General features: G+C 69.1%; 20 protein-coding genes and 1 pseudogene. 14 read left to right on the forward strand and 7 right to left on the reverse strand.

From position 1 onward, the window contains the following. The first annotated feature begins 207 nt into the window (after positions 1-207). The 14 genes and pseudogenes from ACNKFW_RS14775 (at position 208) to ACNKFW_RS14840 (ending at position 16,456) form a co-directional block, all read left to right on the forward strand. A complete protein-coding gene (locus ACNKFW_RS14775; protein WP_147429028.1) occupies positions 208-717 on the forward strand; it encodes a hypothetical protein in 510 nt (169 codons plus the stop codon). Next, positions 714-2,897: a NosR/NirI family protein gene (locus ACNKFW_RS14780; protein ID WP_024842649.1), complete on the forward strand. Its 2,184-nt coding sequence runs from the start codon at positions 714-716 to the stop codon at positions 2,895-2,897. Before ACNKFW_RS14775 ends, ACNKFW_RS14780 begins: the two co-directional genes overlap by 4 nt. A 20-nt stretch (positions 2,898-2,917) precedes the next feature. Next, a complete protein-coding gene (gene nosZ, locus ACNKFW_RS14785) occupies positions 2,918-4,879 on the forward strand; it encodes a TAT-dependent nitrous-oxide reductase (RefSeq protein ID WP_024842650.1) in 1,962 nt (653 codons plus the stop codon). Positions 4,880-4,883: 4 nt separating this feature from the next. Beyond that, the gene (locus ACNKFW_RS14790) at positions 4,884-6,212 is read left to right on the forward strand and encodes a nitrous oxide reductase family maturation protein NosD (RefSeq protein ID WP_024842651.1); all 1,329 of its coding nucleotides are present in this window, start codon (positions 4,884-4,886) and stop codon (positions 6,210-6,212) included. Then, complete coding sequence (locus ACNKFW_RS14795; protein WP_028709804.1) at positions 6,178-7,077, forward strand: ABC transporter ATP-binding protein; 900 nt, start codon at positions 6,178-6,180, stop codon at positions 7,075-7,077. The genes ACNKFW_RS14790 and ACNKFW_RS14795 overlap by 35 nt, the downstream gene beginning before the upstream one ends. Beyond that, complete coding sequence (locus tag ACNKFW_RS14800; RefSeq protein WP_036747029.1) at positions 7,074-7,898, forward strand: ABC transporter permease; 825 nt, start codon at positions 7,074-7,076, stop codon at positions 7,896-7,898. Before ACNKFW_RS14795 ends, ACNKFW_RS14800 begins: the two co-directional genes overlap by 4 nt. Continuing rightward, on the forward strand, positions 7,895-8,470 hold the full coding sequence (locus ACNKFW_RS14805; protein WP_024842654.1) for a nitrous oxide reductase accessory protein NosL: 576 nt from the start codon (positions 7,895-7,897) through the stop codon (positions 8,468-8,470). The genes ACNKFW_RS14800 and ACNKFW_RS14805 overlap by 4 nt, the downstream gene beginning before the upstream one ends. Beyond that, positions 8,467-9,381: an FAD:protein FMN transferase gene (locus ACNKFW_RS14810; RefSeq protein WP_147429027.1), complete on the forward strand. Its 915-nt coding sequence runs from the start codon at positions 8,467-8,469 to the stop codon at positions 9,379-9,381. The genes ACNKFW_RS14805 and ACNKFW_RS14810 overlap by 4 nt, the downstream gene beginning before the upstream one ends. 270 nt (positions 9,382-9,651) lie before the next feature. Then, positions 9,652-11,607 (forward strand): acetate--CoA ligase, encoded by a 1,956-nt coding sequence (acs, locus tag ACNKFW_RS14815; RefSeq protein ID WP_024845138.1) that lies wholly within the window; start codon positions 9,652-9,654, stop codon positions 11,605-11,607. Between the two features lie 205 nt (positions 11,608-11,812). Further along, the gene (locus ACNKFW_RS14820) at positions 11,813-12,121 is read left to right on the forward strand and encodes a DUF485 domain-containing protein (protein ID WP_024845139.1); all 309 of its coding nucleotides are present in this window, start codon (positions 11,813-11,815) and stop codon (positions 12,119-12,121) included. Beyond that, positions 12,118-13,833 (forward strand): cation acetate symporter, encoded by a 1,716-nt coding sequence (locus ACNKFW_RS14825; protein WP_024845140.1) that lies wholly within the window; start codon positions 12,118-12,120, stop codon positions 13,831-13,833. The genes ACNKFW_RS14820 and ACNKFW_RS14825 overlap by 4 nt, the downstream gene beginning before the upstream one ends. Positions 13,834-13,923: 90 nt before the next feature. Beyond that, a complete protein-coding gene (locus ACNKFW_RS14830; RefSeq protein ID WP_147429026.1) occupies positions 13,924-14,295 on the forward strand; it encodes a response regulator transcription factor in 372 nt (123 codons plus the stop codon). A gap of 116 nt (positions 14,296-14,411) precedes the next feature. Beyond that, positions 14,412-15,356 (forward strand): annotated as a pseudogene (locus ACNKFW_RS14835) (bifunctional enoyl-CoA hydratase/phosphate acetyltransferase); the annotation flags it as partial. Next, complete coding sequence (locus ACNKFW_RS14840; protein ID WP_147429025.1) at positions 15,353-16,456, forward strand: acetate/propionate family kinase; 1,104 nt, start codon at positions 15,353-15,355, stop codon at positions 16,454-16,456. The pseudogene ACNKFW_RS14835 and the gene ACNKFW_RS14840, both read left to right, overlap by 4 nt. Here the strand turns inward: ACNKFW_RS14840 and ACNKFW_RS14845 are convergent. The 7 genes from ACNKFW_RS14845 to ACNKFW_RS14875 all read right to left on the reverse strand — a co-directional run bounded on the left by ACNKFW_RS14845 (position 16,453) and on the right by ACNKFW_RS14875 (position 24,303). Further along, a complete protein-coding gene (locus ACNKFW_RS14845; RefSeq protein WP_147429024.1) occupies positions 16,453-18,225 on the reverse strand; it encodes a PHA/PHB synthase family protein in 1,773 nt (590 codons plus the stop codon). The two genes, ACNKFW_RS14840 and ACNKFW_RS14845, sit on opposite strands and share 4 nt — an antisense overlap. Before the next feature lie 59 nt (positions 18,226-18,284). Then, positions 18,285-19,268 carry a zinc-dependent alcohol dehydrogenase family protein gene (locus ACNKFW_RS14850; RefSeq protein WP_147429023.1) on the reverse strand — a complete coding sequence of 328 codons (984 nt, stop codon included), beginning with the start codon at positions 19,266-19,268 and terminating at the stop codon, positions 18,285-18,287. Positions 19,269-19,368: 100 nt separating this feature from the next. After that, on the reverse strand, positions 19,369-20,142 hold the full coding sequence (locus tag ACNKFW_RS14855; RefSeq protein ID WP_147429022.1) for a heme ABC transporter ATP-binding protein: 774 nt from the start codon (positions 20,140-20,142) through the stop codon (positions 19,369-19,371). Beyond that, entirely contained in the window at positions 20,139-21,215 is a 1,077-nt protein-coding gene (locus ACNKFW_RS14860; protein WP_147429021.1) for a FecCD family ABC transporter permease, read from the reverse strand. The genes ACNKFW_RS14855 and ACNKFW_RS14860 overlap by 4 nt, the downstream gene beginning before the upstream one ends. Before the next feature lie 163 nt (positions 21,216-21,378). Next, a complete protein-coding gene (locus tag ACNKFW_RS14865) occupies positions 21,379-22,335 on the reverse strand; it encodes an IS5 family transposase (RefSeq protein ID WP_147427392.1) in 957 nt (318 codons plus the stop codon). Positions 22,336-22,396: 61 nt separating this feature from the next. Then, the gene (locus tag ACNKFW_RS14870; RefSeq protein ID WP_418024858.1) at positions 22,397-23,266 is read right to left on the reverse strand and encodes a heme/hemin ABC transporter substrate-binding protein; all 870 of its coding nucleotides are present in this window, start codon (positions 23,264-23,266) and stop codon (positions 22,397-22,399) included. After that, positions 23,263-24,303, reverse strand: a complete 1,041-nt coding sequence (locus ACNKFW_RS14875; RefSeq protein WP_147429019.1) for a hemin-degrading factor — start codon at positions 24,301-24,303, stop codon at positions 23,263-23,265. Before ACNKFW_RS14875 ends, ACNKFW_RS14870 begins: the two co-directional genes overlap by 4 nt. Positions 24,304-24,344 lie beyond the last annotated feature (41 nt).

Consider the following 24,344-nt stretch of genomic DNA (forward strand, 5'->3'; position numbering starts at 1 on the left):
CCCGCCCGTCGTGCCTGGTTTAGGTCCGGTACAGGGCATTCGGCTTGAGAAAAGTCAAAGTAAGAGAGAAAAGCTCGGACTTCCGGCATGACAGAATGTCGCAGGCGGTCCACCCGGTCCGCGGAATTGCTTCCCGGGAGCATTTTGCGGCTTCCAGGTTTGACCGAAATCAAAGCACGCGGCGGACAAAGGCATAATGAGAGGGGCATGTGCCACAGTGCAGCTCATAATCCGGCCCGGGCCTTGCTGTCTTTCGCGGCGATTCTCCTCCTTCTGTTGGCGGGATGGGCCGGCACGGGCGCTGCCATGCCCGGCCACCTGGCCGCGGCGCTGGCGGGCCCGCTGCAACAGACGGTGATCTGCGCCGAGGGCCATGCCCGCACCGTCTGGTTGGATGCCGATGGCAACGAACATCCCGCGCCGCAGGATTGCCGCGACTGCCCCGTCTGCCATTCGCCGCTGCTCGTCTCGGGGTCCGAGCCCGTCCTGCCGGGCAGGCCGGTGCGGTGGACGCGTCCCGCGGTGACGGCGGACGCGGCGCAGGTGCGCGGCGCGATCCGCCCGCTGCTGGTCCTGACGCGCGGCCCCCCGTCTTTCTCCTCTGTCTGGACCCATGCGGTCCCGTCGCCCGCGGGCGACAGCCTCTGGTCTGATGCGGGCGATCCGCGCCAGCCGAAGCGCCGGGCCCAGGCAATTGCCATGGATGCCCGAGCATGAAGATCCTCCGCCTTGCCCTGACGATCGCATCGCTGTTGCTGCCGACCCTGCCGGCAGCCGCCGAAAGCGTGCTGGCACAGCTGCTGCCGGAGCAGAACGCGGCCGAACTGGTGCCCGGCGCCGACGGGTTCGGGCCGATCCGCGCCGATCTGGCCGTGGCGCCGGTGCTGAAGGGCGGCGAGACCATTGCCCATGCCTTCGTCACCTCGGATTTCGTCGGCACCACCGGTTATTCCGGCAAGCCCATCCATACGCTCGTGGCGCTGGACAAGGATGCGAAGGTTGCCGGCGTCCGGCTGGTCAAGCATTCCGAACCCATCGTGCTGATCGGCATCCCCGAAGCCAAGGTCAAGGCGCTGGTCGAGGGCTACAGGGGCCTCGACCTGGTGGCCGAGGCGCAATCGGGCGGCACCGGGCATGAGGTCGAGATCATCTCGGGCGCCACGGTCACGGTGATGGTGATCGACGATTCCATCACGCGCTCGGGGCTGAGGGTCGCCCGCGCGCTCGGCCTGGGCGGGCTGGCGACCGAGGCCGCCGCCAGCGGGCCGAAATTCGAGATCGACCCCGAGGCCGCCCTTCCCGCCGACTGGCACGAGATGGAGGGCGACGGCACCCTGCGCCGGCTGACCCTGGACGCGGGACAGGTGAACGCGGCCTTTGCCGGCAATGCCGATCCCCGCGCCGGCCGGCGCGCCCTGTCCGAGCCCCCCGAGACCACCTTCATCGAGATGCAGGCCGGGCTGGTCTCGGTCCCCGCCATCGGCAAGGCGCTGCTGGGCGATGCGCAGGCGGCGAACCTGCAGGCCTGGCTCGCGCCCGGCGACCAGGCAGTGGCGGTGATGGGCCGCGGGCTCTACAGCTTCAAGGGCTCGGGCTATGTGCGCGGCGGCATCTTCGACCGCATCGTGCTGATCCAGGACGACATCTCGGTCCGCTTCCGCGACCGCGACCACCGGCGGGTGAATGCCATCGCTGCCGAAGGCGCGCCGGATTTCACCGAGATGGACCTGTTCAAGATCCCCGCCGCCTCGGGCTTCGACCCGACGAAACCCTTCCGCATCCAACTTCTGGTGCAGCGCGAGGTGGGGCCGATCGAGAAGGTCTTCCACACCTTCGACCTGGGCTATCAACTGCCGCAGAAATACCTGCGCAGCGTCGCCGCGCCGGCGCCCGAGGCGGCAGCGCCCGCGGCCCAGCACGACGAGAGCCAGGCCCAGGCGCAGCTGTGGAAGCGCATCTGGCTGGATTCCAAGGCCAAGATCGCCGGGCTCGGCGTCATGCTGCTGGTGCTGACCGGGGCCTTCTTCTTCCAGAGCTTCGCCACCCGCAACGAGCGCGCCTTCTATGTCTTCCGCATGGGCTTCCTGACCGTGACGCTGGTCTTCCTGGGCTGGTATGCCAATGCGCAGCTGTCGGTGGTGAACCTGATGGCGCTGTTCGGCAGCCTGGTGAACGGTTTCAGCTGGCAGGCCTTCCTGCTGGACCCGCTGACCTTCATCCTGTGGTTTGCGGTCGCCGCGGCGCTGCTGTTCTGGGGCCGCGGGGCCTATTGCGGCTGGCTTTGCCCCTTTGGCGCGCTGCAAGAGCTGACGAACCAGGTCGCCCGCAAGCTGCGCATCCCGCAATGGACGCTGCCCTGGGGCCTGCACGAGCGGCTCTGGCCGGTCAAGTACATGATCTTCCTTGGGCTTTTCGGCGTGTCGCTGATGAGCGTGGAACGGGCCGAGCATCTGGCCGAGGTCGAGCCCTTCAAGACCGCGATCATCCTGAACTTCGTCCGCGCCTGGCCCTTCGTGGCCTATGCGGCGGCGCTGCTGATCGCCGGGCTCTTCGTCGAACGCTTCTATTGCCGCTATCTGTGCCCCCTGGGCGCGGCGCTGGCGATCCCGGCGCGGATCCGCATGTTCGACTGGCTCAAGCGCTATCGCGAATGCGGCAATCCCTGCCAGATCTGCGCCCAGCAATGCCCGGTGCAGTCCATCCACCCGACGGGCGAGATCAATCCCAACGAATGCATCAACTGCATGCATTGCCAGGTGCTTTACCAGTCCAAGACCACCTGCCCGGTGGTGATCCGCAAGTTGAAGCGGCGCGAGGCCGTGGCCGCCGGCAGCGTGCCCAAGCTGGGCCAGCCCCCGGCCGGGCACCCCAACGCCGCCCGCAAGATCGAAGCTTGAACACGAAAAGGAGTTCGACCATGGAAACCAAACAGCAAAACGGCCTGAGCCGCCGCGCGCTTCTGGGCGCGACGGCCGGCGGCGCGGCCATGGCCGGCGCGTTCGGGGGGCGGCTGGCGCTGGGGCCGGCCGTGATCGGCGCGGGCGCCGCGGGCCTCGCCACCGCCGCGGGCAGCGGTGCGGCGCTGGCCGCCAGCGGTGCCGGTGCCGTTGCGCCCGGACAGCTGGACGATTATTACGGCTTCTGGTCCTCGGGCCAGACCGGTGAGCTGCGCATCCTGGGCATCCCCTCGATGCGCGAACTGATGCGCGTGCCGGTCTTCAACCGCTGCTCGGCCACCGGCTGGGGCATCACCAACGAATCGATCCTCATCCACGAACGCAGCATGACCGAGCGGACCAGGAAGCACCTTGCCGCCAACGGCAAGCGCATCCACGACAACGGCGACCTGCACCATGTCCACATGTCCTTTACCGAGGGCAAGTATGACGGCCGCTTCCTGTTCATGAACGACAAGGCCAATACCCGCGTGGCGCGGGTGCGCTGCGACGTGATGAAATGCGACGCCATCCTGGAGGTGCCGAACGCCAAGGCCATCCACGGCCTGCGCCCGCAGAAATGGCCGCGCAGCAACTATGTGTTCTGCAACGGCGAGGACGAGGCGCCGCTGATCAACGACGGCACCACGATGGACGACATCTCGACCTATGTGAACGTCTTCACCGCTGTCGATGCCGACAAGTGGGAAGTCGCCTGGCAGGTGCTGGTCTCGGGCAACCTCGACAATTGCGATGCCGATTACGAGGGCAAATATGCCTTCTCGACCTCCTACAACTCGGAAATGGGCATGACGCTGGCCGAGATGAGCGAGGCCGAGATGGACCATGTCGTCGTCTTCAACATCGTCGAGATCGAAAAGGCCATCGAGGCCGGCCAATACGAGGAAATCAACGGCTGCAAGGTGCTGGACGGCCGCAAGGAGGCGGGCAGCCTGTTCACCCGCTACATCCCCATCGCCAACAACCCGCATGGCTGCAACATGGCGCCGGACAAGAAGCACCTGGTCGTCGCCGGCAAGCTGTCGCCCACGGTGACGGTGCTGGACGTGACCAAGTTCGACGCGATTTTCTATGAGGATGCCGACCTGCGCAGCGCCGTGGTGGCCGAGCCGGAACTGGGGCTGGGCCCGCTGCACACCGCCTTTGACGGGCGCGGCAACGCCTATACCTCGCTTTTCATCGACAGCCAGGTGGTCAAGTGGAACATCGAGGAGGCGATCCGCGCCTATGCCGGCGAGGACATCGACCCGATCAAGCAAAAGCTGGACGTGCATTACCAGCCCGGCCATCTCAAGACCACGATGGGCGAGACGCTGGACGCGCGCAACGACTGGCTGGTCGTGCTGTGCAAGTTCTCGAAGGACCGCTTCCTGAACGTCGGGCCGCTGAAGCCGGAAAACGACCAGCTGATCGACATTTCGGGCGACCAGATGGTGCTGGTCCATGACGGCCCCACCTTTGCCGAGCCGCATGATGCGATCGGCGTCGATTCGGCGATCCTGTCGGGCGTCATCAAGTCGGTCTGGGACCGCAACGACCCGATGTGGGCCGAGACCCGCAAGCAGGCCGAGGCGGACGGCGTCAATATCGACGAATGGACCGACACGATCATCCGCGACGGCAACAAGGTGCGGGTCTACATGTCCAGCGTTGCGCCCAGCTTCTCGATCGAGAGCTTCAGCGTGACGGAAGGGGACGAGGTCACCATCGTCGTGACCAACCTCGACGAGGTGGACGACCTGACCCACGGCTTCACCATGGGCAACCACGGCGTCGCGATGGAGATCGGGCCGCAGATGACCTCTTCCGTGACCTTCGTCGCGGCCAATCCGGGGGTCTACTGGTATTATTGCCAGTGGTTCTGCCATGCGCTGCACATGGAGATGCGCGGCCGCATGATGGTCGAGCCGAAGGCGGCCTGACCCGATGCGCCGGCTGTCCCTGATCCTTGCCCTGCTGCTTGCCTCGCCCGCTCTCGCGGCCGAGCATGGGGTGGCGCCTGGCCGGGGCAGCCTGGCGCAGGCCATCGCCGGGGCCGAGCCCGGCGATGTGCTGGAACTGGCGGACGGGGTCCATGCGGGCCCCGTCATCATCGACCGGCCGCTGACCATCATCGGCAGCCGCGCGGCGGTCATCGACGGCGGCGGGCGCGGCACGGTTGTCACCATCGCCGCGCCCGATGTCACGCTGAAGGGCTTTTCCGTCACCGGCTCGGGCATGGTGAACAAGGATCTGGATGCCGGGGTCAAGATCGCCAAGGGCGCCGACCGGGCGCAGGTTCTGGACCTGCGGCTGACCGAGAACATGCACGGCATCGACGTGCATGGCGGCCGCGATGCCCGCATCGTCGGCAACGAGATCATCGGCACCCGCGACCCGCGCATGAACGAGCGCGGCAACGGCATCTATGTCTGGAACAGTCCCGGCGCGCTGGTCCGGGGCAATTCCGTGCGCTATGGCCGCGACGGCATCTTCTCGAACACCAGCGCCGACAGCTTCTATCGCGACAACCTGTTTCGCGACCTGCGCTTTGCCGTGCATTTCATGTATACCCGCAACACCGAGGTCACGGGCAATGTCAGCATCGGCAACCACCTGGGTTTCGCCATCATGTTCTCGGACCGCACGGTGATCCGCGACAACCGAAGCCTGGGCGACCGAGAGCATGGGTTGATGCTGAACTATGCCAACAATGCCGACGTGACCGGCAACCTGATCCGCGGCGGTGCGAAGAAATGCCTGTTCATCTATAACGCGCACAAGAACCTGATCTGGAACAACCGCTTCCAGGATTGCGGCATCGGCATCCATTTCACCGCCGGGTCCGAGCGCAACGTGCTCAGCGGCAATGCCTTCATCGGCAATCGCGAGCAGGTGAAATACGTGGGCACCCGCCATGTCGAATGGAGCCACGAGGGGCGCGGCAATTTCTGGTCCGACCATCCGGGCTTCGACCTGAACGGCGACGGCATCGCCGACGGGGTCTATCGCCCCAACGACCTGATGGACCATATCCTGTGGTCGCAACCCGCCGCGGCGCTGCTGACCGGCGCGCCGGCCGTGCAGCTGATCCGCTGGAGCCAGCAGAGCTTTCCCGCCACCCTGCCGGGCGGCGTGCAGGACAGCGCGCCCCTGATGCGGCCCCTGACCATCCCCGTCCCGCCCGAGATCGAGGCCTACGAGGCCGAGGCCGCGGGGCGTTGGGCAAAAGGAAACTACGATGACATCGACCCTGACGATCTCTCATCTCACTAAGCGCTTCCAGAATGTCGAGGCGCTGGCCGAGGTCTCGCTGGACCTCGGGCCGGGGATGCGCGTCGCGCTGCTGGGCCATAACGGCGCCGGCAAGTCCACGATGATGAAGATCATCCTGGGCCTCATTCCCTTCGATGCCGGCGAGGTGCGGGTCTGCGGCGCCGCGCCCGGCTCGGGCCAGGCGCGCATGCAGGTGGCCTATCTGCCGGAAAACGCCGCCTTTCACCCGGCCCTGACCGGAGAGGAGCAGATCCGCCACTACCTGTCCCTGCGCGGCGAAAGCCCGCGCCGGGCCATGGAACTGCTGGAGCGGGTGGGGCTGGCCAAGGCGGCGCGCCGCCGCATCGGCACCTATTCCAAGGGCATGCGCCAGCGCGTCGGCCTGGCCCAGACCCTGATCGGGCGGCCGCGGCTGCTGGTTCTGGACGAGCCGACATCGGGGCTCGACCCGGTGTCGCGGCGCGACTTCTATGCGCTGCTCGACGGGCTGGCGGCCGAGGGGGCGGCGATCCTTTTGTCCAGCCACGCGCTGACCGAGGTCGAGGCCCGCACCGACCGCATCCTGATCCTGTCGCAGGGCCGGCTGGTGGCCGAGGGTACGCTGGCCGATCTGCGCCGCCGCGCCGCGCTGCCGGTCGGGTTGACCGTGACGCCCGCCGCCGGCGCGGGGGCGGCGCTGGCCCAGGCGCTGCCGCAGGCGCGGATGGCAGAGGACGGCACGCTGCACCTGGCCTGCGCGCAGGACGAAAAGCTGGGGCTGCTGGCGCGCATCGCCGGGCTGGGCGGGCAGGTCGCGGACCTGGACGTGATCCCGCCGAGCCTCGAGGACATCTACAGCCATTTCAGCCGGAGGGACGGGCAATGATCCGCCGCATCCTTTCCACCGCGGCGCTGGAGTTCCGCATCGCGCTGCGCAACCGCTGGGTCGCCATCGCCACCGCGCTGATGGTGGTCTTTGCGCTGGTGCTGGCGGCGGCGGGTGCCGCGCCGACCGGCGACATCGGCGCCGACCGGCTGTCGGTCGTGGTCGCCTCGCTGACCTCGCTCGCCGTCTATCTGGTGCCGCTGCTGGCGCTGCTGATGAGCTTCGACGCCGTGGCCGGCGAGGTCGAGCGCGGCACCTTGCCCCTGCTGCTGACCTATCCGGTGGCGCGGGCCGAGGTGCTGGCGGGCAAGCTGGTCGCGCATATGGCGATCCTGGCTCTGGCGGTGGGGGCGGGCTATGGCGCCGCGGCGGCTGCGGCGGTCTGGACCGACCCGGCCTCGATCGCCGGCCTGCCGGCGCTCTGGCGGCTGATGTGGAGTTCGACCCTGCTGGGCGCGACCTTCCTGGGCGCGGGCTATGCGCTGTCCAGCTTTGCGCGCCGACCCTCGGGCGCAGCCGGGCTGGCGGTCGGGCTGTGGCTGGGGCTGGTGGTGCTTTACGACCTGGCGCTGCTGGCGCTGATCGTCGCCGATGGCGGCGGCGGCTTCACCACCGAGGTGCTGCCGGTGGCGTTGCTGGCCAACCCGGCCGACGCCTTCCGCCTGTTCAACCTCTCGGCCGCCGAGGCCACCGCCGCCGCCGCCGGCGTCGGCGGGGCCGCCGCGACCATCCCGCTCTGGCAATCGGCGCTGTCGGTCCTGGCCTGGCCGCTGGCCGCGCTTGGCCTGGCCATTGCCGCATTCCGAAAGGTCACGCCATGAGACATGCGCTGCTGCTGGTGCTGATGCTGGGCCTAGCCGCCTGCCGCGACGAGGTGGCGCAGGACACCGCCCCGGTCGAGATGAATGCCCAGACGCTGGGCCATTTCTGCCAGATGAACCTGCTGGAACATCCCGGCCCCAAGGCCCAGGTGCATCTGGAGGGGATGCCGGGCACGCCGCTGTTCTTCAGCCAGGTCCGCGATGCCATCGCCTATGCCAGGATGCCGGAACAAAGCCACCCGATCTTGGCCATCCAGGTGAACGACATGGGTGCCCCCGGCGCGACCTGGGACGATCCGGGGCAGGGCAACTGGATCGCGGCCGAGGACGCCTTCTTCGTCATGGGCTCGGTCCAGGCCGGCGGCATGGGCGCGCCCGAGGCGGTGCCCTTTTCCAGCCGCGAGGCCGCCGAGGCCTTCGTCGCCGCGCAGGGCGGGCAGGTGATGCGGCTGGACGCGATCCCGGACGAGATGGTGCTGGCACCCGAAGAGACCGTGCCCGACAGCGGTACCGAAGCCGATTTCATGAACCGCCTGCGCGCGCTGAGCCAACCCAAGGAGCCCGCGACATGAGCCTGTCCCGCCGTCGCTTTCTGACCATCACCGCCGCTGTCGCGCTTGCGCCGGCAAGCCTGCGCGCCCAGCCCGGCCGGCATTGGGTCGGCCAGGCGCTTGGCGCCCGCGCCTCGATCCGCATCGACCACCCCGAGGCCCCGGCGATCACCGCGCGCTGCCTGGCCGAGATCGAGCGGCTGGAAGGCATCCTCAGCCTCTATCGCCCCGAGAGCGCGCTCTCGCGCCTGAACCGCGACGCGGTGCTGGAGGCGCCGCCCTTCGAATTGCTGGAATGCCTGTCGCTGGCGGGCGCTGTGCATCGCGCCAGCGGCGGTCGGTTCGATCCGACCGTGCAGCCGCTCTGGGCGCTCTGGGCCGAGGCCGCCGCGGCCGGCCGCCGTCCCGCGCCGGACGAGCGGCGCGCGGCCCTGGCGCGCACCGGCTGGGACCGGGTGCGGCTGGACGCGGCCCGCATCACGCTGGAGCCGGGGATGGCGCTGACGCTGAACGGCATCGGCCAGGGCTATGTCGCCGACCGCGTCGCCGCCGTGCTGGAGGCCGAGGGGCTGGGCGAGATCCTGATTGACACCGGGGAATTGCGCGCCCTGGGCGGCCGGCCCGATGGCAGCGACTGGCCGGTGCGGCTGGCCGCGGGCGGCGCGGTGGGCCTGCGCGGCCGGGCGCTGGCGACCTCGGCGCCGCTGGGTACCAGCTTCGACGCGGCGGGGCGAGACGGCCATATCCTCGACCCGCTGAGCGGCGCGCCGGCGCGCCCGGCCTGGCGCGCGGTCAGCATCTCGGCCCCCGGCGCGGCCCTGGCCGATGCGCTGTCCACCGCAGCCTGCCTGGCCGAGGACCGGCCGCAGATCCTGGCGCTGCTGGCCGGTTTCGACGGCGCCCGGCTGGAATCGCTGCATCGCGGCGCCTAGGGCCGTCCGCGACCAGCCCCGGAATGCCGCCGTGTCCTGGCCGCGCGGCGGCTTTCGCATGTCCCGCGGCGGCGGGCTGTGAAGTATTTACAAAAATAGCCTAAACTGCGTCAATTAATTTACAAAATTTTCTTTTTAAAAAAATAGTTTACTGGAAAACAGAAATTGCATTAACATCAGCGCAACCGGTGTTCCGCCGCCCGTTGCAGCGCCTTGAGGAGGGTGCGGGCGTGCCGGAGCCGATCCTGTCGCGAGTAGAGGAGGCGCGCCATGAGCATTGAATCGATTAAGAAACATCCTGTTCCGGCTGGTTTTGAGGCTGCGCTGGTCACGCCTGGGGACTATGCGCGGCTCTATGCCGAATCGATCTCGGATCCGGCGGGGTTCTGGGGGCGCGAGGGGCGGCGTCTGGACTGGATCCAGCCCTATAGCCGGGTGAAGGACACCGATTTCACCCTGGGCCAGGTCTCGATCAAATGGTTCGAGGACGGGATCCTGAACGCCTCGGTCAATTGCATCGACCGCCACCTGCCCCGGCGCGCGACCCAGACCGCGATCATCTTCGAGCCGGATGATCCGAACCAGCCCGCCCGCCACATCACCTATGCGGAACTGTCGGACAAGGTGAACCGCTTTGCCAACGTGCTCCTGTCCCAGGGGGTGATGCGCGGCGACCGGGTGGTGATCTACCTGCCGATGATCCCCGAGGCCGCCTATGCCATGCTGGCCTGCGCGCGCATCGGCGCCATCCATTCCATCGTCTTCGCCGGCTTCTCGCCCGATGCGCTGGCCAACCGCATCAACGATTCGGGCGCCAAGCTGGTGATCACCGCCGACACCGCGCCGCGCGGCGGCCGCAAGACGGCGCTGAAGTCGAATACCGACGCGGCGCTTCTGCATTGCTCGGACCGGGTGCGCTGCCTGGTGGTCAAGCATACCGGCGACCAGACCAGCTGGATCGAGGGGCGCGACGTGGACGTGCTGAAGCTGATGGAGGAGGTCAGCCCCGACTGCCCGCCGCGGCCGATGGGGGCCGAGGATCCGCTGTTCATCCTCTATACCTCGGGCTCGACCGGCAAGCCCAAGGGCGTGGTCCATACCACCGGCGGCTACCTGCTTTATGCGGCGATGACGCATCAATACGTCTTCGACTACAAGGACGGCGACGTGTTCTGGTGCACGGCCGACGTGGGCTGGGTGACCGGGCACAGCTACATCGTCTACGGCCCGCTGGCCAACGGCGCCACGACGCTGATGTTCGAGGGGGTGCCGACCTGGCCCGATGCCGGCCGCTTCTGGGCGGTGTGCGAGAAGCACCGGGTCAACCAGTTCTACACCGCGCCGACCGCGATCCGGGCGCTGATGGGCCAGGGGCCGGAATGGGTCGAGAAGCACGACCTGTCGAGCCTGCGGGTTCTGGGCACGGTGGGCGAGCCGATCAACCCCGAGGCCTGGGTCTGGTATGACAAGCATGTCGGCAAGGGGCGCTGCCCGATCGTCGACACCTGGTGGCAGACCGAGACCGGCGGCCACATGATCACCTCGCTGCCGGGCGCGATCGAGACCAAGCCGGGCTCGGCGACGCTGCCCTTCTTCGGGGTCAAGCCGGTGGTGCTGGATCCGCAGAGCGGGGTGGCGCTGGACGGCGACGGGGTCGAGGGGGTGCTGTGCATCGCCGACAGCTGGCCGGGTCAGATGCGCACGGTCTGGGGCGACCACCAGCGGTTCATGGAGACCTATTTCCAGCAATATCCGGGCTATTACTTCACCGGCGACGGCTGCCGGCGCGACGAGGACGGCTATTACTGGATCACCGGGCGGGTGGATGACGTGATCAACGTCTCGGGGCACCGGATGGGCACGGCCGAGGTGGAATCGGCGCTGGTTGCGCATGAGAAGGTGGCCGAGGCGGCGGTGGTGGGCTATCCGCATCCGCTGAAGGGTCAGGGCATCTATGCCTATGTGACGCTGATGAACGGGGTCGAGCCCAGCGACGGGTTGCGCGCCGAGCTGGAGAAATGGGTGCGCACCGAGATCGGGCCGATCGCCAAGCCGGACCTGATCCAATGGGCGCCGGGCCTGCCGAAGACGCGTTCGGGCAAGATCATGCGCCGCATCCTGCGCAAGATCGCCGAGGACGATTTCGCCGCCCTCGGAGACATCTCAACCCTCGCTGACCCAAGCGTCGTCGACGAACTCATCGAAAACAGGATGAACCGGCACTGACGGCCGGCGGCCGGCGGCGGATCGCCGGCCCCGCAGGGTGCAGGACCGATTGCCATGGGCGATGCGCGCCCATGGACCGGCCGCGGCATGGCCATGGAGGCCCGCCGCCCGCCCAAGAGCCTTCCAGAAGAAGATCGTCTCGCCGGCAGGACGCCGGCGCGGCTGAAAAGACAGCATATCGTGGCAGTGGAGGAGCACGACCCCGATGCAAGACAACCTGGCCGAACGGATCGCCGCAGATCCGAACTATCAGTTACTAAAAGCGAAACGATCCCGCTATGGCTGGATCCTGACGATTGCGATGCTCGTGGTCTATTACGGCTATATCGTGCTGATCGCCTTCGACAAGGAACTGCTCGCCGCGCGGATCGGCGACGGTGTCATGACCTGGGGCATCCCCCTGGGCTTCGGCGTGATCGTCTTTACCATCATCATCACCGGCGTCTATGTGCGCCGCGCGAACAGCGAGTTCGACGAGCTGAGCGAGAAGGTTCGCCGGGAGGCGCTGAAATGACCAACAAGATCCTGCGCAACGGGCTGATGGCCGCGGCCCTGGCCATGCCGGGCGCCGCCATGGCCGCCGACGTGATCCAGGGCGCCGAGAAACAGGCGACGAACTGGACCGCGATCATCATGTTCGCCGCCTTCGTGCTGGCGACGCTTTACATCACCAAATGGGCGGCGGCGAAAACCAAGTCGGCGGCGGATTTCTATACCGCCGGCGGCGGCATCACCGGCTTCCAGAACGGGCTTGCCATTGCCGGCGACTACATGTCGGCGGCATCCTTCCTGGGGATCTCGGCCGCGGTGATGATCTCGGGCTATGACGGGCTGATCTATTCGATCGGTTTCCTGGTCGGCTGGCCGATCCTGACCTTCCTGATGGCCGAGCGGCTGCGCAACCTGGGCCGCTTCACCTTTGCCGACGTGGCGGCCTTCCGCTTTGCCCAGACCCCGGTGCGCATCTTCGCCGCCTCGGGCACGCTGGTCGTGGTGGCCTTCTACCTGATCGCGCAGATGGTGGGTGCGGGTTCGCTGATCCAGCTGCTGTTCGGGCTGGACTACTGGATCGCGGTGGTGATCGTCGGCGCGCTGATGATGATCTATGTGCTGTTCGGCGGCATGACCGCGACGACCTGGGTGCAGATCATCAAGGCCTGCCTGCTGCTGGGCGGCGCGACCTTCATGTCCTTCATGGTCATGTGGCATTACGGCTTCAGCCCCGAGGCGATGTTCGCCGACGCGGTCCGCGTCAAGGCCGAACTGGCCACCGCCGGCGGCAAGACCGCCGAGGAAGCCGCCGTTGCCGGCCAGTCGATCATGGGTCCGGGCACCTTCATCAAGGATCCGATCTCGGCCATCAGCTTCGGTATGGCGCTGATGTTCGGCACCGCCGGCCTGCCGCATATCCTGATGCGCTTCTTCACCGTTCCCAGCGCCAAGGAAGCGCGCAAGTCGGTGATGTGGGCGACCGGCTGGATCGGCTATTTCTACCTCTTGACCTTCATCATCGGCTTCGGCGCCATCACCTTCGTTCTGACCAATCCCGAGTTCCTGGACGGCACCGGCGCGCTGGTCGGCGGCAGCAACATGGCCGCGGTGCATCTGGCCAAGGCGGTGGGCGGCAACGTCTTCCTGGGCTTCATCTCGGCCGTGGCCTTCGCCACCATCCTGGCGGTGGTCGCCGGCCTGACACTCTCGGGCGCCTCGGCGGTCAGCCACGATCTCTATGCGACCGTGATCAAGAACGGCAACCCCGCGCCGGGCAGCGAGCTGCGCGTCTCGCGCATCACCACGCTGGTGCTGGGCCTGGTCGCGGTCGTGCTGGGCATCGCCTTCAAGAACCAGAACATCGCCTTCATGGTGTCGCTGGCCTTCGCGGTGGCTGCCTCGGCCAACTTCCCGGTGCTGTTCATGTCGGTGCTGTGGAAGGATTGCACGACCCGCGGCGCGGTGATCGGCGGCTTCCTGGGGCTGATCTCCTCGGTGGTGCTGACGGTGCTGTCGCCCTCGGTCTGGGAAGCGACGCTGGGCAATCCCGCCGGCTCGGCGCCCTTCCCCTATACCTCGCCGGCGCTGTTCTCGATGACGCTGGCCTTCCTGGGCATCTGGATCGTGTCCAAGATGGACAACGGCGCGCGGGCGCGCATCGACCGGGCCGGCTACCTGGCCCAGCAGGTGCGCTCGGAAACCGGGATCGGCGCGGCGGAAGCCTCGTCGCACTGAACCGGCCGGCCCGTCCCTTCCGGGGGCGGGCCGCTTCGCCGCCTCGATCCGGCCGGGCCGGGTCTGGTGTCCGGTCTTTCGGAGGGGGTGATGGCCCATATCCTGATCGTCGAGGACGAGGACAATATCGCCGCCGCGCTGGAGTTCCTGCTGGCGCGGGCCGGCCACAGCTACAGGCGGACTGCCGGCGGCCTCGCGGCGCTGGACGAGATCCGTTCCAACCGGCCCGACCTGGTGCTGCTGGACATCATGCTGCCCGACATCTCGGGTTACGAGATCGTCGTGGCGTTGCGTGCCGATCCCGCCCTGCGCGACGTGCGGGTGCTGTTGATGACCGCGCGCGGCTCGGTGGTGGAACGCCGCAAGGGGCTGGCGCTGGGGGCGGACGGTTTCATCGCCAAGCCCTTTGAACTGTCGGAACTGCGGGCCGAGATCGCCCGGCTTCTGGAGCATGCCAACTGATCTCCGGGATCGGCTGGCCGCGCCGGATCGTCGCAGCGGGCCGGCTGTTCGGGCGGGACGCAGCTTTTCCCTTGCCTCCCGACGGCATATCGCGATCCTCGGGGCCGGGATCCGCGCCAGCACGGAGGATAGCGATGACCGACGCCTATCAAGCCATCATCGACCGCTGCGCCGGTCTGCCGCCCCTGCGCACCGCCGTGGTCCATCCGGTGCAGCATTCCGTCTTCGAGGCGGTGGGCGATGCGGTGGCTGCCGGGCTGATCGAGCCGGTGCTGATCGGCCCCGCCGCCCGCATCGCCGCTGCGCTGGCCGAGGCCGGCCAGGCCCCCGACGCCTATGAGATCGTCGATACCGAACACAGCCACGCCGCCGCCGCCCGTGCCGCGCAGATGGCCGCCACGGGTCAGGTCTGCGCCATCATGAAGGGCTCGCTGCATTCCGACGAGCTGTTGGGCGCGGTGATCCACCCGCAATGCGGGCTGCGCACCGAGCGGCGGATCAGCCACGCCTTCCTGATGCTGACCGAGGATTACCCGCGCCCCTTCATCATCACCGATGCGGCGGTCAACATCGCGCCCGACCTGATGGTCAAGGCGGATATCCTGCACAATGCCATCGTTCTGTGGCGCGTGCTGTGGGGGCCGGCCCGGCCCAAGGTCGCGATCCTTGCCGCGGTCGAGACGGTCAATCCCAAGATGCAGGCCACGCTGGACGCGGCGGCCTTGTGCAAGATGGCCGATCGCGGCCAGATCGCGGATGCGGAGCTGGACGGGCCGCTGGCCTTCGACAATGCGATCAGCCCGGCGGCGGCGCGGGAAAAGGGCATCGTCTCGCCGGTGGCGGGGCAGGCCGACATCCTGCTGGTGCCCGACATCGAATCGGGCAACATGCTGGCCAAGCAGCTGATCTTCATGGGCGGCGCCGATGCGGCGGGGATCGTGCTGGGCGCGCGGGTGCCGGTCATCCTGACCAGCCGCGCCGATTCCGTGCGCGCCCGGATGCTGTCCACCGCGCTGGCCGTGCTGATGGCCGAGGCGCGCCGGCTGGGGCAGGTGAAATGATCGCGGCGATTCTGACGCTGAATGCCGGCTCGTCCAGCCTGAAGTTCCGGGTCTTCGCGCGCGAGGGGCTGGCGCTGCTGGCGCGCGGGGCGGTCAGCCGCATCGGCGCGGATGCCGAGCTGGCGGCCCGGCTGGCCGGCGGGCCCGAGTTCCGCAGCCCGGTCGCCGGCGGCGATCATGCCGCGGCCATGCAGGCGGTGCTGGATTTCATCGATGCCCATGACGAGGGCTGGCGGATCGAGGCGGTGGCGCATCGCATCGTGCATGGCGGCACGCGCTACACCCGCTCGACCCCGGTCACGCCGCAGGTGCTGGAGGATCTGGCGGCGCTGATCCCGCTGGCGCCGCTGCACCAGCCGCACGGGCTGGCCGCCATCGCCGCGGCGCGGCGGCTGGTGGGCGAGGACGTGCCGAACCTGGCCTGTTTCGACACCGCCTTCCATGCCGGGCGGGATGCGCTGTTCACCCATTTCGCCCTGCCCGAGGCATTGTTCGAGCAGGGCGTACGCCGCTATGGCTTTCATGGCCTGTCCTATCAATGGCTGGCGCAGGTGCTGGCGCGCGACCATCCCGACCTGCATCGCGGTCGCGTCGTCGCCGCGCATCTGGGCAATGGCGCCAGCCTTTGCGCCATGCATCAGGGGCGCAGCGTCGATACCACCATGGGCATGACCGCGGTGGACGGCATTCCCATGGGCACGCGCTCGGGTGCCGTCGATCCGGGCGCGATCCTGCTGATGCAGCGCAGCTTCGGCATGGCCCCCGAGCAGGTCGAGGATCTGATCTACAACCGCTCGGGCCTTCTGGGCATGTCGGGCAGGTCGAACGATGTCGCGGCGCTGCTGGCCGACGGCTCGGCGCAGTCGCGTTTCGCGCTGGACCATTTCGCGCTGAAATGCGCGCAGGCGGCGGCGGCCATGGCGGTCTCGCTGGGCGGCATCGACGCCATGGTCTTCACCGGCGGCATCGGCGAGAACGCGGCCCCGGTGCGCGAGGCGATCCTGCGCCGCATGGCGCCCTTGGGCGATTTCGCGACGCTCATCATCCCCGCCAACGAGGAGCGGATGATGGCGATGGAGGCCGCGGCGCTGCTGGCCTAGCGCTGGCGGACATAGCTGCCCGGCGCGTCCTCCAGCACCGGATAGCCCGCGGCGGCGGCGCCCATGGCCGGCGGCGCCACCCGCTCGGCCGCGGAATGCCGCGCCAGCCAGTCGGTCCAGGCCGGCCACCAGCAGCCCTCGCGCAGCGCGGCGGCGTGCAGCCAGTCGTCGGACGGCAGGCAGGTGCCGTCCCGGCCGCGGGTAGCGATGCGGTGATGGCCGGGCCCGGTCGGATCCAGGATGATCCCCGCCAGGTGGTCCCGGTCCCCCAGCACGAAGGTCAGCTCGGCATCGCTGAGGCAATGCAGCCGGTAGACCGAGCGCCAGGGGGCGACGTAATCCTCTTCGGTGCCGACGGCAAAGACCGGCGCGCGGATGTTGCGCAGCGCCACCGGCCGGCCGTCCGCCAGCAGCCGGTCGCCGGCCAGCGCGTTCTCCAGGTAGAAGCGGCGCAGGTATTCGCCCTGCATGCGATAGGGCATGCGGGTCGAATCGCTGCTCCAGGCCAGGATGTCGGTCATCGGCTCGCGCTCGCCCATCAGATAGGCGCGCACCATGCGCGACCAGACCAGGTCGTTCGAGCGCAGGAAGCGGAAGGCGCCCAGCATCTGCTCGGCCGTCAGGTAGCCGCGCTGCCGCATCGCGCCTTCCAGGCTGTTGAGCTGGTCGTGGTCGATGAACAGGCCCAGCTCCCCCGGTTCGGCGAAATCCGTCTGCGCCGCCAAGAGCGAGATGCTGGCCAGTCGGTCGTCCCGTGCCCCGCCCATCGCCGCCGCCGCGATGGCCAGCAGCGTGCCGCCCAGGCAATAGCCTGCCGCATGGATGCCCCGCCCCGGCAGGATGGCCGAGATCGCATCCACCGCCGCCATCACCCCCAGGCTGCGGTAATCCTCCAGCGTCAGGTCGCGGTCCTCGGCCGTGGGATTGCGCCAGGAGATGCAGAAGACCGTGTGCCCGGCCCGGACCAGGTGCCGGACCAGCGAGTTTTCCGGCGACAGGTCGAGGATGTAGTATTTCATGATCCAGGCCGGGACCAGCAGCACCGGCTCGGCCAGCACGGTGTCGGTGTCGGGGGCGGGGGCGTATTGGATCAGCTCGATCAGGTGGTTGCGATAGACCACCTTGCCGGGGCTTGCCGCGACCTCCTGGCCGACGCGGAACCGCTCGGTCCCGACCGGGGGCTTGCCGGCGGCCAGCCGCGCCATGTCCTCGGCCCAGTTGCGCATGCCCACCCATTGGCTCAACCCCGCGGTCTCAAGGGTGCGGGTGATCACCTCGGGATTGGTGAAGGGCAGGTTGGCCGGCGAGGCCATGTCCAGCCATTGCTGCACCATCGCCGAGAGCAGGTTTTCGCGGTGCGGATCGACGCCGGGCACGTCGCGCGTCGCCTCCTGCCACCATTGCCGCGCCAGCAGGAAGCCCTGGGCCCAGAGGCTGAAGGGCGGGTTCTGCCAGGCTGCGGCCGCGAAGCGGCGGTCCTGGGGACCGGGGCGGATCACCGGCTCGGCCGCCGGATCGGCGGCGAGCGCCGCGGCATGGGTCAAGAGCGCGGCCGCCTCGCGCGCGGCCTTGTCGGCCAGTTGCAGCCGCTTGCCCGGCGCGGCGGCCAGATGCGCCGACCAGTCCATCAGCGCCATGCCGAGCGCCAGGGGCGAGACGCCGGTGCCGAAGCCGGCGGCCATCGCCTCGCGCAGCCGGTCGATGGCGCGATAGGGGGCCGCCCCGGTCGGGGTTGGGCCGGTTGCAGGGCTATTCACCGTTTCCTCCATGGCAGCAGATCCCGGTCGCGGGTGGGGCGGGCCGGGCGCCGCCGCGCCCGGCGGGCGGCTCAGGGCACCAGCACGGCCGCGCCGTCGAAGCGGCCGGCGCGCAGGTCGTCCAATGCGCGATTGGCCTCGCGCAGCGGATAGGTCGTGGTTTCGGTGGCGATGCCGATGCGGGGCGCCAGCGACAGGAAGTCCAGCCCGTCCTGCCGCGTCAGGTTGGCGACCGAGGCGATCTGGCGTTCGTGCCAAAGCAGCGCATAGGGAAAGGCGGGGATGTCGCTCATGTGGATGCCGGCGCAGACCACGCGGCCGCCCTTGCGCACCGCCTTCAGTGCCGTCGGCACCAGATCGCCCACCGGGGCGAAGATGATCGCGGCATCCAGCGGCTCGGGCGGGGGCTGGTCCGAGCCACCGGCCCAGACCGCGCCCAGCCGGCGCGCGAAATCCTGCGAGCGCAGGTCGCCGGGGCGGGTGAAGGCATGGACCGCACGGCCCTGCCACGTCGCCACCTGCGCGATGATATGGGCCGCCGCGCCAAAGCCGTAAAGCCCCAGCCGCGGCGCCTGGCCCGCGATCACCAGCGCGCGCCAGCCGATCAGCCCCGCGCAAAGCAGGGGCGCCAGCGCCACGTCCTCGCCCGCCTCGCCCAGGGGAAAGGCGAAGCGCGCGTCGGCGATCGCCGCGGTCGCATAGCCGCCGTCCCGCGTGTAGCCGGTAAAGCCCGGCGCGTCGCACAGGTTCTCGCGCCCGTCGCGGCAATAGGGGCAGGCGCCGCAGGCGTGGCCGAGCCAGGGGATGCCGACCCGCTGGCCCAGGGCAAGGCCGGTAACGCCGGGGCCGAGCGCCTCGATCCGGCCGACGATCTCGTGTCCGGGGATGATCGGCAGCACCGGGTCGGGCAATTCGCCGTCGACCACGTGCAGGTCGGTGCGGCAGACCCCGCAGGCCAGGACGCGGACCCGGATCTCGCCCGGACCGGGGTCACGGTCGGGCAGTTCGGTCCAGACCAGCGGCGCGCCGATCCTGTGCAGCAGCATGGCATGCATCGGGCATCTCTCAACAGCGGGGTCATGTCCAATATGCGGATGCCGGGGCGGGCTTGTAAATGGGCGCGGCCTTAGGTCGCGGGCCTTTCGGCCCGGCCGGTCACGCCGCCGCGTGCGGCAGCACCCAGATGCCGTTGTCGGGCACGGCATTGACGCGCAGCCGGCAGCCATAGGCGCTGGACAGCGCCTCGTCGGTCAAGACCTCGTCGGGGCGGCCCTGGCACAGGACGCACCCGCCGCTCATCAGCACCAGCTTTTGTGCGAAAAGCGCAGTCAGGTTCAGGTCGTGCATGACCGCGACCACGCCGCCGCCGGCCCTGGCGTAACCGGCGGCCAGCCGCATCACCGTTAGCTGATGGGCGATGTCGAGGCTGCTGACCGGCTCGTCCAGCATCAGCCAGCGCGGGCCCTCCGCGTCCAGCGGCTGCCAGACCTGCGCCAGCACGCGGGCCAGCTGCACCCGTTGCTGCTCGCCCCCTGACAGCTCCTGGTAGAGCCGGCCGGAAAAGCCCGGCAGATCGACCGCCGCCAGCGCCGCCGGCACCAGCGCCTCGGCGCGCTCGCCCCGCGCCTCGACGCCGATGCGCACGACCTCGGCCACGGTGAAGGGAAAGGACAGCGCGGCGGCCTGCGGCAGCACGCCCCGGCGCTGGGCCAGCGCCTCGGGCGACAGGGCGGCGATGTCGCGCCCGTTCAGGGTGATGGCCCCGCGGCAGGCCAGTTCTCCGGTCAGGCTGCGCATCAGCGTGGTCTTGCCCGAGCCGTTCGGCCCGACGATGGCGGTGATCTCGCCCGCCCGCGCCTCGACCGAGACGCCGTGCAGGATCTCTTTGCGGCCAAGGCTGACCCGGATGTCGGTGGCAATCAGGCTCACAGGTCCAGCACCCCCCGGTTGCGCAGCAGGATCCACAGGAAGAACGGCCCGCCCATGACGGCGGTGACGATGCCGATCGGCAGCTCGGCCGGGGCGATGACGGTGCGGCTGACCATGTCGGCCAGCAGCAGCGTCACCGCGCCCAGAAGCGCCGAGTTGACCAGCAGCCAGCGGTGATCCGGCCCGCTGGCCAGACGCAGCAGATGCGGCACGACGATGCCGACGAAGCCGATGCCGCCCGAGACCGCGACCGCGGCGCCGGTGGCGGCGGCGACGGTCAGGATGGCGCGGTTCTTGACCTTCTGCACCCGGATGCCGACATGGCCGGCCGCCGCCTCTCCCAGCGCCAGCGCGTTCAGGCCGCGCGCGAGCCAGGGGGCGTAAAGCAGCGCCAGCGCCATGATCGGCGCGCCGGCCAAGAGCTTGGGCCAGTTCGCCCCGGCCAGCGAGCCGAGCCCCCAGAAGGTCAGGTCGCGCAGCTCGCGGTCATTGGCACGCAGGATCACCAGCCCCGACAGCGCCGCCATGATCGCCCCCAGCGCGATGCCGGCCAGCAGCATGGTGGCGACCGAGGTGCGCCCGCGCCGGGTGGCGATGCGGTAAAGCGCCATGGTGGTCAGCCAGCCGCCGGCAAAGGCGGCGACGGGCACCAGATACCAGCCGAAGAACGCCGCGATCCCGGCCGGCAGCGTGCTGCCCAGCACGATGGCAAGGATCGCGCCCAGCGAGGCGCCCGAGCTGACGCCGACGATGCCCGGATCGGCCAGCGGGTTGCGGAACAGCCCCTGCATCACCGCGCCCGAGACCGCCAGCGAGGCGCCGGCAAAAATGCCCATCAGCACCCGCGGCAGCCGGATGTCCATCAGCACCACCCGGTCCTGCACCGCAAGCTCGCGCCCCGCCAGCAGGTCCGAGACCGCCCGCGCAAGCGACGTCCCCGAGGCGCCCCAGCCCAGCGAGACCACCGCGACCACCGCCAGCAGCAGCGCCAGGAACAACCCCAGGCGCCGCGCGCGATGGCTGCGGTCGCCTTGCAGCCGTCCGGGGCGAAGGTCGGGCGACAGGGCCACCATCACGACCCCGCGTATATCAGGGATCGTCTGAACTACCGCTTCGGCTTCGCGGATTTTCGGGCAGAGGCGGTCTGACGAGGGCACGTCGACCGGGTATGCCGACGATTTCCGGGTATCGGCCCGTTCGAAGGGCCGGGATCGGCACCTGTGGGCAGACTCCACCTCATGCCAGCAGCCTTCGTCGGACGAGGAACAGGTTGCCGAGGGCGAACAGGGTGAAGAGCTGAGCACGGTTCTTTGCAAGCCCGCGGTAGCGGGTCTTGAGATACCCGAACTGCTGCTTGATTACCCGGAAGGGATGCTCGACCCGAGCGCGCACCCTGGCGATGACCCGGTTGATGTCCGCGTCGACGGGATGCAGCGCACCGCCCCTTGGCGCCTTGCGCATGACGCCCCAGAACTTGCCCGGCCCGGAGAACGCGGCCTCCCGCGCCGCGCTGACATAGCCCCTGTCCGCCCAGACTGATGTCTCCCCGCCGTGCAGGAGCGCGTCCCAGACCTGGCTGTCATGGACCTTCGCCGTCGTCGTCTCGAGGCTGTGCACGATGCCGCTGTCAGCATCGACGCCCACATGCGCCTTCATGCCGAAGTACCAGGTATTGCCCTTCTTCGTGGATGACATCTCGGGGTCGCGGGCCTTTGCCTCGTTCTTGGTCGACGAGGGCGCGTCGATGATGGTTGCGTCCACCAGTGTCCCGGAGCGCAGCGTGATCCCCTGATCGGCCAAATGGCTGTTCACCTCGGCGAACAGCTGCTCGGTCAGTCGGTGCTTCTCCAGCAGGTGGCGGAAGTTCAGGATCGTGGTCTCGTCGGGGATCCGATCGTCGCCAAGCTCGATGCCCGCGAACTGCCGCATGGCGTCGCTGTCATACAGTATCTCCTCGGCCAGCGGATCGCTCAGGGCGTACCACTGCTGCAGGAAGTAGACCCGCAGCATCGTCTCCAGCGGCATCGGGGGTCGCCCGCCCTTCGGCCCAGCCTTGGGGTAGTGCGGCTCGATCAGTGAAAGGAGGCGGCTCCACGGCACCACAGCCTCCATCTCGGCGAGGAACTTCTCCCGCCGCGTCTGCTTCTTCTTCATCGATTGGCGGAGGCCGGGAAAGGCAGGCTGCTTGGGCATCGGGGCGCATCCTCTGATGTCCCGCCCAGTCTACCTCAAGGCGCGCGAGGCGCGAGGTTTTTCAGACCTTCCTCAGGTCGTGCAGCTCGACCGCCGCCTCGCCGGTGCGGGGACCGAAGCCCAGCAGTTTCAGCCCGTCCATCATCACCACCGTGCCCGCGCGTCCCGCCGGGGTCTGGGCCAGCGCCGGCATGGCCAGCACCGCCTGTTTCGCCGCCGTGTGGCTGCTGCCGCCATTGGCATCCGCGTCCGCCTGCGCGTCGCCGCGGCGCATCATCAGGATGACATCGGGCGCGGCCGCGATCACCGCCTCGTCGGTGACGGGCTTGTAGCCCTGGACGCCCGGCATGGCGTTCTGCGCCCCGGCCAGGCGGATGATGCCGTCCGCCGCCGTGTCCGCGCCGCCGGCCATGACGCGCCCGCCCTGCAGGGACAACACGAACAGCACCTTCTTCGGCTCGCCCACGGCCTGCGCCCGGCCGAGCGCCGCTTGCAGCTCCGCCGCCAGTTTGTCGTGCAGCGCGCGGCCCTTGTCCGGCACGCCGAGCGCCTCGGCCACCGCATCGACCTTGTCCAGAACGCCCTCGGCGTCATAGCGTTCCGCGACGCTGACGAAGGCCACGCCGGCCGATTGCAGCACTGCCACCGCCTCGGGCGGGCCGGCGCCGTCCTCGGCGATGATCAGGTCGGGTGCGACCGACAGCACGCCTTCGGGCGACAGCGCGCGCACATAGCCGACATCGGGCAGGGCATTGGCCTCGGGCGGCCAGTTCGAGGTGGTGTCGCGGCCGATCAGCCGCGCCTCCTCGCCCAGCGCATAGACGATCTCTGTCACGGAACCGCCCAGCGACAGCACGCGCTGCGCTTCGGGTTGATCCTCGGCCGCGGCCTGGCCGGCCAGCAGGACCAGGGCAAGCGCCAGCCGTTTCATTCTGCCGCCTCGGCCAGCGCCGGCAGGCCGGCGACCAGCGCCGCCCATTGTTCGGCATCACCGCCCTTTTCCGGGCGCAGGCCGAAGCATTGGAAGATCAGCGCCCCCTCGGCGTCGAAGGCCTCGACCGAAATGGCCGGGCCTCGCCTGGTGGGCTTGTCCACCGCCCAGACCTCGGCCACGTGGTCGCCGCGCAGATGCAGGTTGAAGCGCGGGTCCATGACATTGAGCCACGGCCCCATGGGCCTCAGCGACTGGACCTGGCCGGAATGGATCTCGATGCAGCCCATGTTGCCGACAAAGAACATCACCCCCACGCCCCCGGCATGGACGCGCTCCAGCAGCGCCGGCACCGCCTCGACCGCCAGCGGCCGCACCAGCGGCGCGCCGGCGATGCGATAGGCGCCCAGCCGGTTCATCTTGAGCCGCCGGATCAGGATGTTGAACTGATGCGTATCGGTCATCGCCGCCCATTCCCGGCGCAGGGCATCGGCGCGCTCGGCGCCGGCCTTGGGCGGCTCGACCGGCGCGCGGGGCTCGAAGCGGGCGGTGTCGGACTGGTCCGCCAGCGCCAGGTCGCGCTTCAGCGCCTCCCAGGCCGCCAGTTCCGAGCCCTCGCGCAGGTGGATCTTGTGGACCGCGTCGCCCGCCGCGTCAAAGACCTGGACCGAGCGGCGGGTGGCGGTTCCGACCTCGGATTCGACGGCGAAGGCATGCAGCCAGTGGCGCGGAAAGATGCGCAGGTCGATCTCGGGGTCCAGGGTCATGGCGGCATGCTCGCCATCGTGGAAGTCGTTGTAGGTGCCGAGTTTCTCGATCACGCAGGACCGGTTGCGGGTCAGGGCCATCACCTCGCCCAGGGCCTGCACCTGCGGGATCAGCCGGCCGGGCAGAGGGTCGATGCGGGTCGCGCCATGGCCGACCCGCGCCGCGACCAGCGCGGCCTCGGGGACGCCCAGCCGTTCGGCCAGGTCATAGGGGCGGCCGCCGTCCTCGGCCTGGATGCGGCGCAGATCCGCCGGGGAATGGTCGGTCATCGCGGTGTCCTTCGTTGCTGTTGCGCGCCAGCCTCTGCCCG

Source organism: Paracoccus sp. TD-10 (assembly GCF_048270675.1).
Taxonomy (GTDB): Bacteria; Pseudomonadota; Alphaproteobacteria; order Rhodobacterales; family Rhodobacteraceae; genus Paracoccus; species Paracoccus pantotrophus.